This window comes from Pseudomonas oplopanacis, assembly GCF_057128725.1.
On sequence record NZ_JBSKHV010000006.1, the window covers coordinates 162,039 to 177,783 of the forward strand.

The 15,745-nt window shown below is 58.8% G+C and carries 10 protein-coding genes; 3 read left to right on the forward strand and 7 right to left on the reverse strand.

Going from position 1 to position 15,745, the window contains the following annotated elements:
- Positions 1-61 precede the first annotated feature (61 nt).
- Positions 62-3,628, reverse strand: coding sequence for a Tc toxin subunit A (locus ACWKV5_RS14760; protein ID WP_483841812.1), 3,567 nt, complete (start codon positions 3,626-3,628; stop codon positions 62-64).
- 139 nt (positions 3,629-3,767) lie between these two features.
- Positions 3,768-6,230 (reverse strand): Ig-like domain-containing protein, encoded by a 2,463-nt coding sequence (locus ACWKV5_RS14765; RefSeq protein WP_483841813.1) that lies wholly within the window; start codon positions 6,228-6,230, stop codon positions 3,768-3,770.
- Between the two features lie 1,093 nt (positions 6,231-7,323).
- Between ACWKV5_RS14765 and ACWKV5_RS14770 the strand changes: the two genes are divergently transcribed.
- Positions 7,324-7,698: a DUF6124 family protein gene (locus tag ACWKV5_RS14770; RefSeq protein ID WP_483841814.1), complete on the forward strand. Its 375-nt coding sequence runs from the start codon at positions 7,324-7,326 to the stop codon at positions 7,696-7,698.
- 150 nt (positions 7,699-7,848) lie between these two features.
- Here the strand turns inward: ACWKV5_RS14770 and ACWKV5_RS14775 are convergent, their stop codons facing one another.
- Positions 7,849-8,208 (reverse strand): PilZ domain-containing protein, encoded by a 360-nt coding sequence (locus tag ACWKV5_RS14775; protein ID WP_483841815.1) that lies wholly within the window; start codon positions 8,206-8,208, stop codon positions 7,849-7,851.
- A 241-nt stretch (positions 8,209-8,449) separates the two neighbouring features.
- Positions 8,450-8,824, reverse strand: a complete 375-nt coding sequence (locus ACWKV5_RS14780; RefSeq protein WP_483841816.1) for a tetratricopeptide repeat protein — start codon at positions 8,822-8,824, stop codon at positions 8,450-8,452.
- Between the two features lie 172 nt (positions 8,825-8,996).
- On the opposite strand from ACWKV5_RS14780, the gene pyk reads away from it, so the two are divergent.
- The gene (gene pyk / locus ACWKV5_RS14785) at positions 8,997-10,448 is read left to right on the forward strand and encodes a pyruvate kinase (protein WP_027922904.1); all 1,452 of its coding nucleotides are present in this window, start codon (positions 8,997-8,999) and stop codon (positions 10,446-10,448) included.
- Positions 10,449-10,646: 198 nt separating this feature from the next.
- Here the strand turns inward: pyk and ACWKV5_RS14790 are convergent, their stop codons facing one another.
- From ACWKV5_RS14790 to ACWKV5_RS14800, 3 genes are all read right to left on the reverse strand, one after another.
- Positions 10,647-11,396: an enoyl-CoA hydratase-related protein gene (locus tag ACWKV5_RS14790; protein WP_483841817.1), complete on the reverse strand. Its 750-nt coding sequence runs from the start codon at positions 11,394-11,396 to the stop codon at positions 10,647-10,649.
- A gap of 130 nt (positions 11,397-11,526) precedes the next feature.
- Positions 11,527-12,462, reverse strand: a complete 936-nt coding sequence (locus ACWKV5_RS14795; RefSeq protein ID WP_483841818.1) for an iron-sulfur-binding ferredoxin reductase — start codon at positions 12,460-12,462, stop codon at positions 11,527-11,529.
- Complete coding sequence (locus ACWKV5_RS14800) at positions 12,455-13,561, reverse strand: GGDEF domain-containing protein (RefSeq protein ID WP_483841819.1); 1,107 nt, start codon at positions 13,559-13,561, stop codon at positions 12,455-12,457. Before ACWKV5_RS14800 ends, ACWKV5_RS14795 begins: the two co-directional genes overlap by 8 nt.
- Before the next feature lie 488 nt (positions 13,562-14,049).
- Between ACWKV5_RS14800 and ACWKV5_RS14805 the strand changes: the two genes are divergently transcribed.
- The gene (locus ACWKV5_RS14805; protein WP_019581511.1) at positions 14,050-15,573 is read left to right on the forward strand and encodes a fumarate hydratase; all 1,524 of its coding nucleotides are present in this window, start codon (positions 14,050-14,052) and stop codon (positions 15,571-15,573) included.
- Positions 15,574-15,745: the final 172 nt, after the last annotated feature.

Below are 15,745 nucleotides of genomic sequence, written 5' to 3' on the forward strand. Positions count from 1 at the left end.
GTATCAATTTTTCACGGCTCGTCCTGGCGCATGCCACGGCACTCAAAAGCCAGTGAACTCATTAGGGTTGAGGAAGCGCTTCAACGAATGTGATCGACCGGAACGTGAGGGATTTTTCTCCCACAGAGGCACTGACAGTTACGCTCCCGGCATCACCGCTGGTAAACGTCAGTTCCGCGATCCCCTTGCTGTTGGTCTGGCTATGAATTCCGGGTTGAGGCAAGGGATCCAGAGTCCACGTCACCTGCTCGCCCACAAAACGGTTTTCATAGTCATCGACCACCGTTGCCCTGAAGGTGACGGGCGTGCCGAGCAGCACCGGGCCGGGAGGCTCCGGATAAATGTTGTCTGTATCAAGATCCAGCGACACCCGGTCCGGGCCGATCTCGACCGCTGGCGCGATCCGATCCTTACCCAGGTCCAGATTGAATGAGGGAACCGCCGTGCCCATCTGCGAGCCTGGAAAAAACTTCACTTTGGCGATCCCTTGATCGTCGGTAGTGCTCATCGTCGCTTCAAATCGGCCCAGCCCGGAGCGCCAATGCACATTGGCCGATTTCAGCGGCTTGCTCGCACGGTCCAGTACCTTCACGGTGTACTCGACAAAATCGGTGGGGTGGTTCGCTATCAGCTGTGTCGCGTTGACCGTGCAAGTGACCAGCACATCCAGGCCAATTGCGACAATGTCGTCAGCCAGCGTCGGGTCGGAGCGGTCGGACAAACTGGCGCTGACCTGCTCAGCCACTGACGAGTAAGCCTCATAGGCGCTGTCCGCCGGCAGCCTGGCGATGTCCAGCAGGGTTTCCGCGTTCAAACCTGTTTGCTGCGCGAGCTGACGAATACGGGTCAGTACGTCAAGCTGCGCCAAAGTACGGATAAAACCCTGCTCAAGGTTTACGTGATCAGCGCAAGCGCGCACTTCCCGGACACTCCAGGCAAACAACCCAGCCAACAGCTTTGCGGCCCGCTCTTGAACCAACAACTTCCCGTCACCGACAAGGTTGGGCAAGGCATTGACCCGTTGCAGGTAATCGAGCAGTTTTTCCTCTGGTTGGCCGGTCATCGTGACCGCACGCTTGTAAACCGTGAGGTCATAAAGGGTCGAGATCGAAAACGCTTGCACGGTCTCAAGCGCAAACCATCGCTCGTAACCGTTTTGGATAAAGTGCGTCAGGAAACCCGCACTCAGTTGCAGCATCGTGGCCACGTTGCTGCGTCGCGAAAATTCTGCCAGCACGCTAAGGAAAGGGTCGCCCGGCACTTCGGCGGCTTGTCGGGGGGAAGCACTGTCGGCATCGGCCGGCAGACGTGCCAGCACCTCGACCAGTACGGCATACACCGTTGACCCCGACCACGTCAGCACCGGCAAAACCTGCTCCGAAGCAAGCCCGACATACGTGCCCAGGCTGACTTGCACCACATTGCGCTGGCCGGCTTCGGTGCGCAGTACCACCGCGAGGATTTTCTCGACGATGACCCGTCGGGCATCGTCGTCGATACCGCCAATGGCGGCCTGCACAACTCTGTCAATCACCACTCGGGCATAGGACTCGAATGACTGTTGCGGCGTTTGCGCAAAGTGAATCACCAGCCCTTGTTCATCCACCAGTGCCCGCAACAGATTCTTCCATTGGCGGTTATTCGACAGAGTCGGAACCCCCACCATGGTCAACGCTTGCTCGGTCAACAGCACGGGCGGGAGCTGGATCTGCAATTGAGAAAATAGCTCACGTTGTGCGTCGCTCGGCAGTGACGATTGCGTGATCGGCGTCACCTGCTCGATCACCCAATGCACCGGCAGTTCGGCGTCGCGGCACCAGCGAACACAGTCCATGAGGGCGTGAATGACGCCCAGCGTATCCGGTGTTGCTGCATTGCGCGGGGTGGCGATACGAGACGCACCGGCCAGCGGGGTCACCCAGGCTTCGCCGCCTAATACGCCCAGCAAGAGAATGGCCTGAATGGGCGTAATCCCCAGCAAACGGGGCAACCTGGCCATGCGATAGAAACTGGAAACAATCGGTAAACTGCGCGCAAGCTCGGTCACGCCATGGGCATCGGCGACAAAATGCGCGAGGTAAAAATAGGTCTCAAGGTCGATGCCCAGACCACTGCGCAACTGATTGACCGTCAGCAGGTCTTCCGGGGTGACCGGGATGATTGCAAACGGCTCGTCGTCGATTTTCAAAGGGGCTGAGAAGCGCATTTGTTCGTTGAAAACACGGTCAAACTGAGCTTTTCCGGTGCCCCGACCAAAAATCGAAATCCTCCAGAAGAACGCCGCAAAATCCTCGGCCGAGCAGGCATATTGCTCGCGCAACTCCTGAAACAGGCCCAGAGCCCGAACGGTGTTTTCCTTTATCGTGTACGAAGGCACCCCCGGCGAACTTTCAGCAGTCATGGCTGCGACGATCACTGCATCGACTTCGTGGCTGGGTAACTCCAGCCACCTGTCCAGGCGCAGTTTTCGGTTCATGCGGTCAAAACGGTCGCGAGAGACATTCTTGAAGAAATTGAAAATGTCGGGAAATCCATCACTTGCATAATCGATGGATATGGGCGGAACGAGCCCCTTATGGATATAGACCGACCCGGCATCCACCCCGGAAACCGGCACCCTGAATATGCCTGCAGAATCTTCCACATTCTCGGACAAAGTGATCGATGCCCCCTCAATCGACAACAACTTTTCAAGCGCAGGGAAATCAAGCTTCGTTCGCTCGTTGAACACGCTCACATGTGAGAGATTGCCTCCCAGCAACGATTTCAACCCGAAGTAACGCGGATAGAAATCGTCCGTCTCTTCCCGTTTCTCAGTGAGTATTTCTCGCTGTGAAGGGCTAAGCCTCACGGCTTGGGTAAAAGCCTTGTCGTACCCGACACCCCAAGGTAGCGGGCGAATGAAATACGGAAACAACGGGTCACACAACCGCACAACGCTACCGACCGACTCGGCGCCTTTGCGCAGCACGTAATCGAGCGTTTCCCAAGGGGTGTGAAACGGCAAGTCATTAGGGAAAAACTGCTCGCTCAGGTCCTTGTCAATGTCCTGCGTCGCGCCGCTCGTGTTCTCGATAAAGGTTTCCATCACACGGGTAATGACCTCCACCGAGGTGACTTCGCCATTGATCGCCAAGTTGTCAATCAACATTTTCTGAAGGTCGGGGCGTCGGTCTGTCAGAGGCAACGCCGTCCCGTCTGCGATACCCAGCCGCTTCAGTGCCCAATGCATCAGAAAGACCAGATAAGCCGCGGGCGAATGGATCGCTTCAATTGCATTGACCGGGCAGAGTTCATCGAACTTGGGTTTGAACAAAAGCGCATAGGTCGGACCATTGTTCAGCCCTGCCATCGGCTGTACTGAGGCCTCATCGTGGGCTAACCGATATTCGATAAACCGGCGCATGACCTGCGTCGCCAGACCGTTGATCCGCTGTTGAAAGGCACGTGCCTGTTGATCGCTGAGTCCGAACTCGGACACCAGGCCACCCACGCCTTTTTGCGCCAGCACACACACCGAACCGTCTTCGTCCAGATAGTCACTGAGCGCGGAGAACTGCTGGCGCAAGGGCTCGTCGAAGAGTTGCTCGTACATCTGTCGAGCGATTCGAATGGGGGAGTTGGCCATGCTGTGACTCCTGCGACCGGCACATCATTGATGTGAAACGAATGACCAGACTGTCATTCCCTGTGCAGCCATTTGGCTGCATCACCCGCATCGCGTCTACTGTCATAAATGACAGTAGAGGTGACCGTTCATCGGGGAATCAAGGAATCGAATCAGGGTCGTCGTTAACGGCCATGACTTCGAATCGAGGGCTGTCCGCGCTGGCAGATACCTGGGTGACACCGCCGGACTGCTGTGCGCTTTGCGTCGCACACACCCAATGCTCGTTTGGGCGTAAATCGTTCGTGGGTGTCGCTTCCCAGGCATCGTCGACAGCATGGGAGATGGTCAGACTGATGTCCGGGTTGGACCAGTCTCGTAGCTCAATCTTTGCGCCCGCCCACGACGTGCCCGCAAATGTCGGCTTGGGCTCGACCCATCGGCCGGGGAGTGGCGTCGTAAATTGCGGTGGCTGAGTCCGCAGCTCAACCGGCCGCGGCGCTGTCCACCCGGAAAGATGATTTTCGAAACTCTGCTGAACCACGAGTGAGGGATGGCCGGCCGGTCGGTCCAGCGAGAGCCAGAGCGACCACGTGCCGTTTTGCTCCACCTGCGTGGTGCCGAGGATCACCTCAAGGGCATCCGCGAAGGCGACGCTGACCGTATCGCCTGGGTAACCAAAGCCGGAAACGGCCAGGCGCGACTCGATAGCTTCACTCTCGGCCGGCGTTTCGATGACTGGTTTAGCCGGCACGACCCCGAGTACAAGGTTCTTGCCAAAGGCAGACTCCGCAGACGTGATCCGCTGTCTGAACCTCAAGGTGTGGGTACCCAGCGGCAAGGTCGCGTTGAACCAAAACACACCTGCATAGTTCACCGGTATTCTCGCCCAAGGCTCGGTTCCCCCCTCCAGCCACACCTCAACCGACGCTACTTCAATACCGATTTTTTTGCAGGCAAGGCCTTCGATTCTGAAGGAGCGTGCAACCGTGTCGACAGGTTGCGGCGTGTTGACGATGGGTGGCAACAACTCCGCTTTAAAGCTGATGAGTTCGCTGTGTTCAGAAGACAACCCGTTGAATGACTGAATGGCATAAATCTGATAGTCACGAAATTCGAGCGCCAGTGGCGGCACCGACCACGCGTCGGCAGTCACCAACGCCTTGCCCAATGGCTGGTTGGTCAAATAGTTGTAAATCGTGATCTCGGCACCGACATACCCACCGCTGCCTTCAATGATCGGCTCATGGCCCACCGGCGGCGCCATTGGTTTGATGACGGGTCTGGGAACGGCCACGGAGAAGTTTTTAGTAAACTCGTTCGAGGTCTGCCCGCCGAATGTCTGGGTCGCCTTGACGGTGTACGAACCCGGCGCAAATGGCGCAGGACGACGGTAGGTCCAGCGACCGTCCTTGTCGGCGTCAGGCACCGGATAGACCGTTGCGCTGCCACTGAAGGTGAGATTGACCACCGCGCCTTTCCAGCAGGTGCCGGCGAAGTCCGGGGACAGGCCATTGTCGGTAATGGTGTCGATGGAGGGCAGCGGCGCCTTGATGACCACTGACTGAGCCTGTGTCCACTCCGAGTGGAGTACCGGCTTGCCATTCGGCGTGAACAATTGCCGCGCCGCTACGGAATAAGTGCCCGGCTCCCACTGAATGGTCGCCGTATTCGCCCAACGATTGTTAACAACGTTGACTATCGGCATCGTAGGAAGGGGGTTGGAAGACCCGGTGATTTGCAATTCGACTCTGGCCGGAGCATGACCGTCCCACACATTGCCACTGCCGGAAAATGCCGGTTTCTGGTCAATACCGACGCTATGCGTGAGGGTAGGTAGCGGGACTTTGACCGTGAACATGACGTCCTCGGCCCACTCGGAGTAGATCTTCTGATCGCCAATGCCCTTGACCCATTGGCGGCCGCCAATGGTGTAAGCACCTGGCAACCAATTAAGGAATGGCTTGGTCCAGGCTGCTTCATTCACCTTGAACGTGTGTAAAACATTCATATCTCCGGAAGGGTGAAGATCAAGATCCGCACCTACATGGCCCGTTCCTTTGAAGGTAACGGTGTTATTGGCCGCAACGGTGGGTTGTTGTAATACGACCTTGGGGGGGCGGACGTTAAAGGCTCGGGGTCCGTTGGAGTTCGACACGTGGCCGTTAAAAGTCTGCACAGCTACGATAGACATCACGCCCGGTGCCTGATTGCTGGTGAACGATTTGGACCAATGACCACCCGCTTGTACAGTTGCCCGCAAGAGCTCCTGGTCAGTCAGATCCCTTTTGACGATCACTTGCGCATTAGGATAAGCCCCGGTACCTGAGACCTCGAAAACCGGGTTCTGTGTGGAGCTCAACGCTGGAGAGCTGATAGAAGGAGCGAACAACACGGTAACAGGGACGTTATCTGCCCAACCCGACTGCTCATTACCTAATGCTTGTAGGGCAGTAAAGTTGAACGGCCCCTGCCCCAACGCGGTGGTCAACGTAGTTTCCCATTTTTTATTGGACTGAACCGTAGCCGTACCAAATACGTGACTACCGACGCCACTCTCGTAAATCTTAACCACCCAACCAGGATGACCAGTGCCCTCAAGTTTCGGATTAGGAGCGGACACCAAGCTATCTTTAGCCGGCACAGTGATAACGGGAGGCTCAGCGCTTATCTCAAAGTTATAGGTGGTAGCACTGTCGCGTAAATCCTCCTCCGCATGCCTCAAGTAGAAAACTTTAACCGTGTGGTTACCGGGGAGCATTTCTTGGCCGACTGGAGGCTGATAAGTCCAGTCCCCCATGTTTGTTTGCGTATAAATGCTTGGACCTGAATCGAATTGCAAAATAGTAGGACAATCACGAGAGCCGGAAGACGTCCCCGAAAATGTCGGTCTTAGCCCGCTCGGCCGGGGTAATTCGCGCATGGTAGGTTTGGGCACGGGAATTACATTTATTCGGTCATATCCTGACCATTCCCCCCTTGCGTAAGTTCTAGCTGAAAACGAAGCCGTAGTGTGCAAGGGAAGTTCGGAGTCAGTCCAAACATGCTCATGTAATCCTGGTCTTGCTTCGCGGAGGCTCGCCACTCCGCCACATACCAACTCATAACGTTCAGACCCAGTGTCATACTGTTCTATGGAAATACGCAACGGCAATACTACATATTGATCGAGAAGGTTCGGGTTTTTAAATCGAGGCGCATTGACAAACCCTAATCCAGTCTGAGCATCGGTATCTTTTTCTTCAGACATAAGAGCAACTCCCCGAAAATTGTTAGAACGTGACTAACGCCAAAACAGTATCGATACCTCTTTTCCTGATTACTACCTGTAAGAACTGACAGTCCCGACTAACGGTCTTCACGGATCCCCCCCGTCGTTCATGCTTCTTTTCACTGCGCCAACCAATGACTACAGCGTCTTGCGCAGTTGCCTACAGATCCCTCAGAATCCGCCGGCTTGTGCACCTTGGCCCTGCCCCGTAACTTGATCCGCGTCGCTGCCAATCAGCGATCGGGTTTAGTCGCCCGGCGGTTCGATACATGTGTATAAGCGTCATCCAGTCGGGTATTCCCTATCCCCGCACTTGATGGTGGCTGTTCGCAGGGCGCCCCCGGGCGCGCCGGAATTCGTATCTCCGCCGGTCGACTAACCTGCTTACAGCCGCCACCCCTCGTTTAGTCGCGAGACGGTGGCAGCCCTATAACGGAGATCGATCATGTTCAAACCAACACCCAATCCACCCCCCGAAACCGACCCGGTTTCCCCCTACGCCACCCTCGATTCAAGAAAGCTCCACGCTGCCGCCGACAAGGCGCTCGACCATTACCTCAAACCCGACATCGAAACCCTTCGCTCTTCCCAGGACCGCGCCATGAAAATGTTCGCCGTTGCTCCGGACGCCAACCCCGAAGCCTTGACCATCGAGACCTACGAAACGTTTTCGACGGTCAGCATTCTGCTGCTCGACCTGGCTGAAAGCCTGGACAACGCGCCGCGGCATCTGGCGATGGCGATTTATCGAATGAGTGAGTTGGGGTTGATGCTGGTGGAGCGGTCGCTGGATAACGAGCGGGCGATCAAGACGGCCTGACCGTTAAGTATCAGATAACTGTACTGACGCTTTCGCGAGCAGGCTCGCTCCCACATTGGCTCTGCGGTGTGCACAAATCTTGTGCTCAACTTCGATTCAACTGTGGGAGCGAGCCTGCTCGCGAAGGCGATTGCCCAGACGCCACAACCCTCAGGCCGAAGCAGGCAACGGCTGAAAACTGAAGTACTGCGTCAACGCCCTCACCAGTTGCCCAAACTCCGGCGGCGCCCGTTGCAGGCTGAACCCGGCGTCATAGTGGTGGGGTGTTTCGTCTTCATGGCACCACAGACAACACGCCGTCAGGTCGATGACCTGCTGGCAACCGTCGAGGGCGGGGATTTTCAGACGCAGGTCAAAGTCGACGCCCACCATCATGGGCAACTGGCTGATGAGCATCAGCCCGTCTGCAGATACGTTGCCGAGAAAGCCGATGGGTTTGTCGGTGATGCTGTTGAACACTCTCAAGAAATACGGCAGCTGATGCCGCTCGATCCGGCGGTCGGTAAACATGCGCAAATGGCCCAGCAAGGCCCTTAAGCAGGGCCGCACTAATGCTTCGGAACGGGCTCTCTTCCATTTATCCCATGGAAGTGAAGGCGCGCTCTCCCCGTTCCCGGTGCGACAGTCCATGCAACCGCTGACGCTTACTCCTGCCGATCACAGGTATGACCTCGGTTTTAAAGCCCAAGGCTCTAAAACCGATCTCCTGGACTATAGCTCACCCCCGCCGAGCGGCCAGGGATAACCGCAATCAGTACGGCGACGGGCGTGGGGTCGCCGCGCTGCGCAGTGGGTAATGGCCCGTACTCTGCAGGGTTTCCAGTCGGGCGCGGGCGCGGTAGGCGTATTCGCTTTCCGGGTAGGTCGCGATGATGTACTGGTAAGTCTGCGCCGCATCGACGAACAGCATCTGCCGTTCCAGGCACTGGCCGCGCATCATCGACACTTCCGGCCACACATAAGGCCGCGCACGGCTGGAGCGCTCGACTTTCGACAGTTCGAGCATGACCTGCTCGCAATTGCCACGGTCGTAGGCGCTGTACGCGAGGTTTAAATGATGGTTCATCGACCAACGGGCACAACCCGTCACACTGAGGGCAAGGACGGCAATGAGCGCAAATCGCATGGGGGATCTCCTGTCTTGAGCGCTGTATCGGCCTGCGGGCGAAAATCTTCAGGCTGCCGGTAACCAAAAGTATTCGTTTAAAGATAAAAGCGAATAAGTAGTGCATCTGAACAATGACTACACCCAAAGATGATAGTAGCCTCACTCAGCGCTTGAACTCAGGAGTCTTTGCATGTCCGTCCGTCGTACCAAAATCGTCGCTACCCTTGGCCCGGCCAGTAACTCGCCGGAAGTTCTCGAACAGCTGATTCTGGCTGGCCTGGACGTCGCCCGCCTGAACTTCTCCCACGGCACCCCCGACGAGCACAAGGCTCGCGCGAAGCTGGTGCGTGACCTCGCCGCCAAGCACGGCCGCTTCGTTGCCCTGCTGGGTGACCTGCAAGGCCCGAAAATCCGTATCGCCAAATTCGCCAACAAGAAGATCGAGCTGAAGATCGGTGATCAATTCACCTTCTCCACCAGCCATCCTCTGACCGAAGGCAACCAGCAAGTGGTCGGCATCGACTACCCGGACCTGGTCAAAGACTGCGGCGTGGGCGACGAGCTGCTGCTCGACGACGGCCGCGTGGTCATGCGCGTTGATACCGCCACCGCCACCGAACTGAACTGCACCGTGCTGATCGGCGGCCCGCTGTCCGACCATAAAGGCATCAACCGTCGCGGTGGTGGCCTGACGGCTCCGGCCCTGACCGAGAAAGACAAGGCCGACATCAAGCTCGCTGCCGAGATGGAAGTCGACTACCTCGCCGTGTCCTTCCCGCGTGACGCTGCCGACATGGAATACGCCCGTCAACTGCGCGACGAGGCCGGCGGTACTGCCTGGCTGGTGGCGAAGATCGAACGCGCCGAAGCCGTGGCCGACGACGAAACCCTCGACGCGCTGATCCAGGCGTCCGACGCGGTCATGGTTGCCCGTGGTGATTTGGGTGTGGAAATCGGCGACGCCGAGCTGGTGGGCATCCAGAAGAAAATCATTCTGCACGCACGCCGCCACAACAAGGCTGTGATCGTGGCGACCCAGATGATGGAGTCGATGATCCAGAACCCGATGCCGACCCGCGCCGAAGTGTCTGACGTAGCCAACGCCGTGCTCGACTACACCGACGCCGTGATGCTCTCGGCCGAAAGTGCTGCCGGTCTGTACCCGCTGGAAGCTGTGCAGGCGATGGCGCGTATCTGTGTCGGCGCTGAAAAGCACCCGACCAGCAAGACCTCCAGCCACCGCATTGGCAAGGTCTTCGAAAGCTGCGACCAGAGCATCGCGCTGGCGGCCATGTACACCGCCAACCACTTCCCGGGCGTGAAGGCGATCATCGCCCTGACCGAAAGTGGCTACACGCCGTTGATCATGTCGCGCATCCGTTCTTCGGTGCCGATCTACGCGTTCTCCCCGCACCGTGAAACCCAGGCCCGCGCGGCCATGTTCCGTGGTGTCTACACCGTACCGTTCGACCCGGCATCGTTGCCGCCTGAGCAAGTCAGCCAGGCTGCGATCGACGAGTTGCTCAAGCGCGGCGTTGTGGAGAAAGGCGACTGGGTCATCCTGACCAAGGGCGACAGCTACCACACCATCGGCGGCACCAACGGGATGAAAATCCTGCACGTTGGCGACCCGATGGTCTGAGTGATCGATTGCTGAAAAACAAAAGCCCCGCCATGTGAATGGCGGGGCTTTTTGGTTTCTGTTGCTGAAGATGTGTTGTCAGGACTGACGCCTTCGCGAGCAGGCTCGCTCCCACATTTAAACGCATTCCCTTTGGAGAAATCGGTCGAATGTGGGAGCGAGCTTGCTCGCGAAGGGGCCAGCTCAGCCACCGCAGATTCAATGTCGCTTGATAAACCCGGTCAACGCCGCCAACGCTTCCGGGGAGCGCAGCCGCTGGGTAAACAACGCGCCCTCTTCTTCGATCACCTTGCGCAGCAATTCCCGGTCCGGTGCCTTCATCAATTGCTTGCTGATGCGCACAGCTTCCGGTGGCAACGCTTCGAAGCGCAGCGCCATCTCCCGAGCCTTGGCCAACGCCGCTTCGCCACTGCCCAGCGCCTCGGTGGCAATGCCCCACTCTGCCGCCTGCTCACCGCTGAACCCTTCACCCAGCAGCAACAACTCCGCCGCTTTGGCATGCCCGAGCAAGCGCGGCAGGATCAGGCTGGAGCCGAACTCGGGGCACAACCCGAGATTGACGAACGGCATGCGCAAGCGAGCATCCGTGCTGACGTAAACCAGATCGCAATGCAGCAGCATCGTCGTGCCAATCCCCACCGCCGCACCCGCCACGGCGGCGATCACCGGTTTGCGGCACTCCAGCAAATTGAGCATGAAGTGAAACACCGGGCTGTCGAGGTTGCCTGGCGGTTGCTGGATGAAGTCAGCAATGTCGTTGCCGGCGGTGAAGCATTCGGCGCTGCCGGTGATCAACACGGCGCTGATTTCGGGGTCGGTGTCGGCCTGTTTCAGCGCTTCGGCCAAGTGGCTGTACATGGCGCGGGTCAGGGCGTTTTTCTTTTCGGGGCGATTCAGGCGCAGTGTCAGCACACCGCGTTCGCGTTCAATCTGGATGGCATCGGTCATGGCGAGTCCTGATCTGGGAGGTCACTGTGGCGAGGGGGCTTGCCCCCGCTTGAGTGCGCGGCGCTCACACACTTTTGGGGCCGCTGCGCAGCCCAACGGGGGCAAGCCCCCTCGCCACAAGAATCAGCGCTCAACCACGAGGCAGGAACACATCGGCCAGCAGTTGATTGCGCGGCAAGCCCGCGAGGTACAGGCGCCGGGAAAAGGCGTCGACACTGTCGGGGGCTCCGCAGACTAAGGCCAGGGTTTGCCGGGAGACAAGCCGCAGTTGCGCCAATGCCTGCGGCAACTCGGCCGGGGTCCAGCGTTCGACGCTGAGGTTTTCCCGGCCATCGGCCATGGCTTGCAGGGGTTTGGCCAGGTAATGCTCATCGGCATCATGGGCCAGGTGAATGACGCGGATAGCCCCTTGATGATCCTGACGCAGCGCTTCGCGCAAAACGCCAAACAGCGGCCCCAAACCGGTGCCGGCGGCCAGCAGCCACAGCGGTCGGGCGTGCCAGTCCGGATCGTAATGCAAGGCCCCGCCGCGCAGTTCGCCGAGGCGGATCGAATCGCCGATTTTCAGCTGACGGGCCGCGTCGCTGAATTCCCCCGGCTGACGGCAATCAAGGTGAAACTCCAGAAAGCGGTCTTCTTCCGGCAGGCTCGCCAACGAATAAGGCCGCGCCACATTGCCCGCCCACAACACCAGATGTTGCCCGGCGCTGTAGCGCAGCGGACGCTCCGGGGTCAGGCGCAAACGCAACACACTGGCGCTCAACCAATCCACGGCGGTCACCTCGGCCGGGCGACCGTCCTGTTGCGGGTCGAAGGTGTGCACTTGCAGGTCTTCGACCACCTGGCATTGGCACGCCAGGCGCCAGCCTTGTTGGCGCTGCTCGGCGCTCAAGGCATCCGGGCGGCTGTCGCTCGGCAGGCCTTGTACACATTGCACCAGGCAGGCATGGCAACTGCCGGCGCGGCAACTGTAGGGCACAGGCACGCCGTTTTGATTCAGGGCATCGAGCAGGTTGCTGCCCGGCGCCACCGTAAAGTGGCGCTCGCCGACGCGTAACTCAGGCATCGACGTTCTCCCAGGCCGCCGCGCACCGGTTGCGCCCGTCACGCTTGGCGCGATAGAGCGCCTGATCGGCGCGCTGCAAGGCATCGTCGAGATCGTCACCGAGTTCCAGCAACGTCATGCCCGCCGACAAACTGAGATGCGCGACATTTAGGCCGATCAACTCGACATCGGTGAAGGCGATGCGCAACCGTTCACAGCACGCAGTCAGGCGTTCGGCATCGCAATCGGGTACCAGCACCACGAATTCTTCACCGCCATAACGCGCCAGCACATCGCCGTCGCGCAGGCATGCCGTCGCGACGCCGGCGAAGGCTTGCAGCACTTGGTCGCCCGCCGCATGGCCGTGCACATCGTTGATGCGTTTGAAGTGGTCAAGGTCGATCAGCGCCAGGCCATGCATCACGCCGGCGTCCATGGCGTTGAGTTCGCGGGAGGCCAGGCGCAGGAAATGGCGGCGGTTGAACAGCCCGGTGAGTTCGTCGGTAGCGACCAGGTCTTCGAGCTGGCGCATCATCCCGCGCAGGGTGTCCTGGTGCGCTTGCAAGGCAAAGCGCCGTTGCCGCATGCGTTGACGTGAGGCCTGGACATAACGGGCGTAGAGCACCAGCCAGATCAACACGATAAACAGCACAGACGCTTGCAACCCGGCCAGCGCCGGGTCGGGCAACTGAAAGTGGTAGCCCTCCCACAGCGTGATCGCACTGAAACTGAAAAACACCAGCAGCGCACATCGCACCAACGCCCGACGTGACAGATGGAACAGCCCGAACAGCAGGATCAGCACGTAAAACACCAGGAAGGCGCCGCGTGCTTCATCCAGGTTGGCGATCAGCCAGGTTTGCCAGCCCAGCCCCATCAACACTTGCACTTCGGTCAGGCTGGGATCGGAAAAACGCAGGTTGCAACCGCTGTAAAACACCACGAACAACGCCGCCTGGCTGATGACCACCAGGGCCGTGCCGACGGCCACGCTGGCCACGGGTACGTCGTAATGTCCGGTGAAAAACGCCAGCCACAGCAGCATCAAGGCCAAGGCATACGTGCCGGCTGCAAGGGCAAAGCGTTTGAGTAAAAGCCGTTGGATGGCGTTATGGGTCAATCGTTGACTCACCATGCGAAAGGGGGCTGTTTGAGTGTCCTACTCTACAGGCCGACTGCCACTTTAGTGGCGAGCCGGACAAATGACCATTCAATTTTCGGGGCAAAAAACTGGCGTCAAAAGCATGTCTCCGAACGACGATAAACCTGTGGCGAGGGAGCTTGCTCCCGCTGGGCTGCGAAGCGGCCCCCCTGCAGTGCTTCAGTTGCAACTCACCAGGTGACTTTACGACTGCTTCGCAGCCGAGCGGGAGCAAGCTCCCTCGCCACAAAAGCAAAAGCAAAAGCAAAAGCTCCGCGCCAGCCTTTATGCGACCAACGATTGACTGCCGGCGCGTGTACCCGCCCGCGAGGCGCGGTATACTGCCGCGCCTTTTTAGCGTCGCGCCAGCAGCCCCGGCGTGCCTTGAAAGGTGCTTGCAACCGACCGATGCACCCAAGCTGCAAGCACCTTATTGAATGTTCCCGTCTTTTAGAGGAGCGCGACTCATGACCGTGATCAAGCAAGACGACCTGATTCAGAGCGTTGCCGACGCCCTGCAGTTCATTTCCTATTACCACCCCGTTGACTTCATCCAGGCGATGCACGAAGCCTACCTGCGTGAAGAATCGCCTGCTGCTCGCGATTCGATTGCGCAAATCCTGATCAACTCGCGCATGTGTGCCACCGGCCACCGCCCGATCTGCCAGGACACCGGCATCGTCACCGTGTTCGTTCGTGTGGGCATGGACGTACGTTGGGATGGCGCCACCATGGGCCTGGACGACATGATCAACGAAGGCGTGCGCCGGGCTTACAACCTGCCGGAAAACGTTCTGCGTGCCTCGATCCTCGCCGACCCGGCGGGCGCTCGTAAAAACACCAAGGACAACACCCCGGCCGTTATTCACTACTCCATCGTTCCAGGTAACACCGTGGAAGTGGACGTGGCGGCCAAGGGCGGCGGTTCCGAGAACAAGTCGAAAATGGCCATGCTCAACCCGTCCGACTCGATCGTCGACTGGGTTCTGAAGACCGTTCCGACCATGGGCGCCGGCTGGTGCCCACCGGGCATGCTCGGCATCGGCATCGGCGGCACCGCCGAGAAAGCCGCGGTCATGGCCAAGGAAGTGTTGATGGAATCCATCGACATTCACGAGCTGAAAGCGCGTGGCCCACAGAATCGCATTGAAGAAATGCGCCTGGAGCTGTTCGAGAAGGTCAACCAACTGGGCATCGGCGCCCAGGGCCTGGGTGGCCTGACCACCGTGCTCGACGTGAAGATCATGGATTACCCGACTCACGCCGCTTCGTTGCCGGTGTGCATGATCCCGAACTGCGCCGCCACCCGTCACGCGCACTTCGTGCTCGACGGTTCCGGCCCTGCTTCGCTGGAAGCGCCACCGCTGGACGCCTACCCGGAAATCGTCTGGGAAGCCGGCCCGTCGGCCCGTCGCGTCAACCTCGACACCCTGACCCCGGAAGAAGTGCAGAGCTGGAAGCCGGGCGAAACTGTCCTGCTCAACGGCAAGATGCTCACCGGTCGCGACGCGGCGCACAAGCGCATGGTCGAGATGCTGAACAAGGGTGAAACCTTGCCAGTGGACCTCAAGGGTCGCTTCATCTACTACGTCGGCCCGGTTGATCCGGTGCGCGAAGAAGTGGTGGGCCCTGCCGGCCCGACCACCGCCACGCGGATGGACAAGTTCACCCGTCAGATCCTCGAGCAAACCGGCCTGCTGGGCATGATCGGCAAATCCGAGCGCGGCCCTACCGCGATCGAAGCGATCAAGGACCACAAGGCTGTTTACCTGATGGCAGTCGGCGGCGCGGCTTACCTGGTGGCGCAAGCCATCAAGAAATCCCGCGTCGTGGCGTTCGCCGAACTGGGGATGGAAGCCATCTACGAGTTCGACGTGAAAGACATGCCAGTGACTGTTGCTGTCGACAGCAAGGGCGAGTCGGTTCACATCACCGGTCCTGCCATTTGGCAGAAAAAGATCAGTGAAAGCCTGGCAGTAGAAGTGCAGTAAGCACTTAAGCGGCCAAACAGCGGCTGGGTTGTCTGAAAAGGCAACCCGGCCGTTTTTTTGCCTGTAAATAATGCCAATGGCATTAAAACCGTGTTTCTTACAGCAAACTGATCTTGAAAAACCCTCTCTACCTGTCAGATCTGACAGGTTACGCAGGGCGCCTATCTTGTTA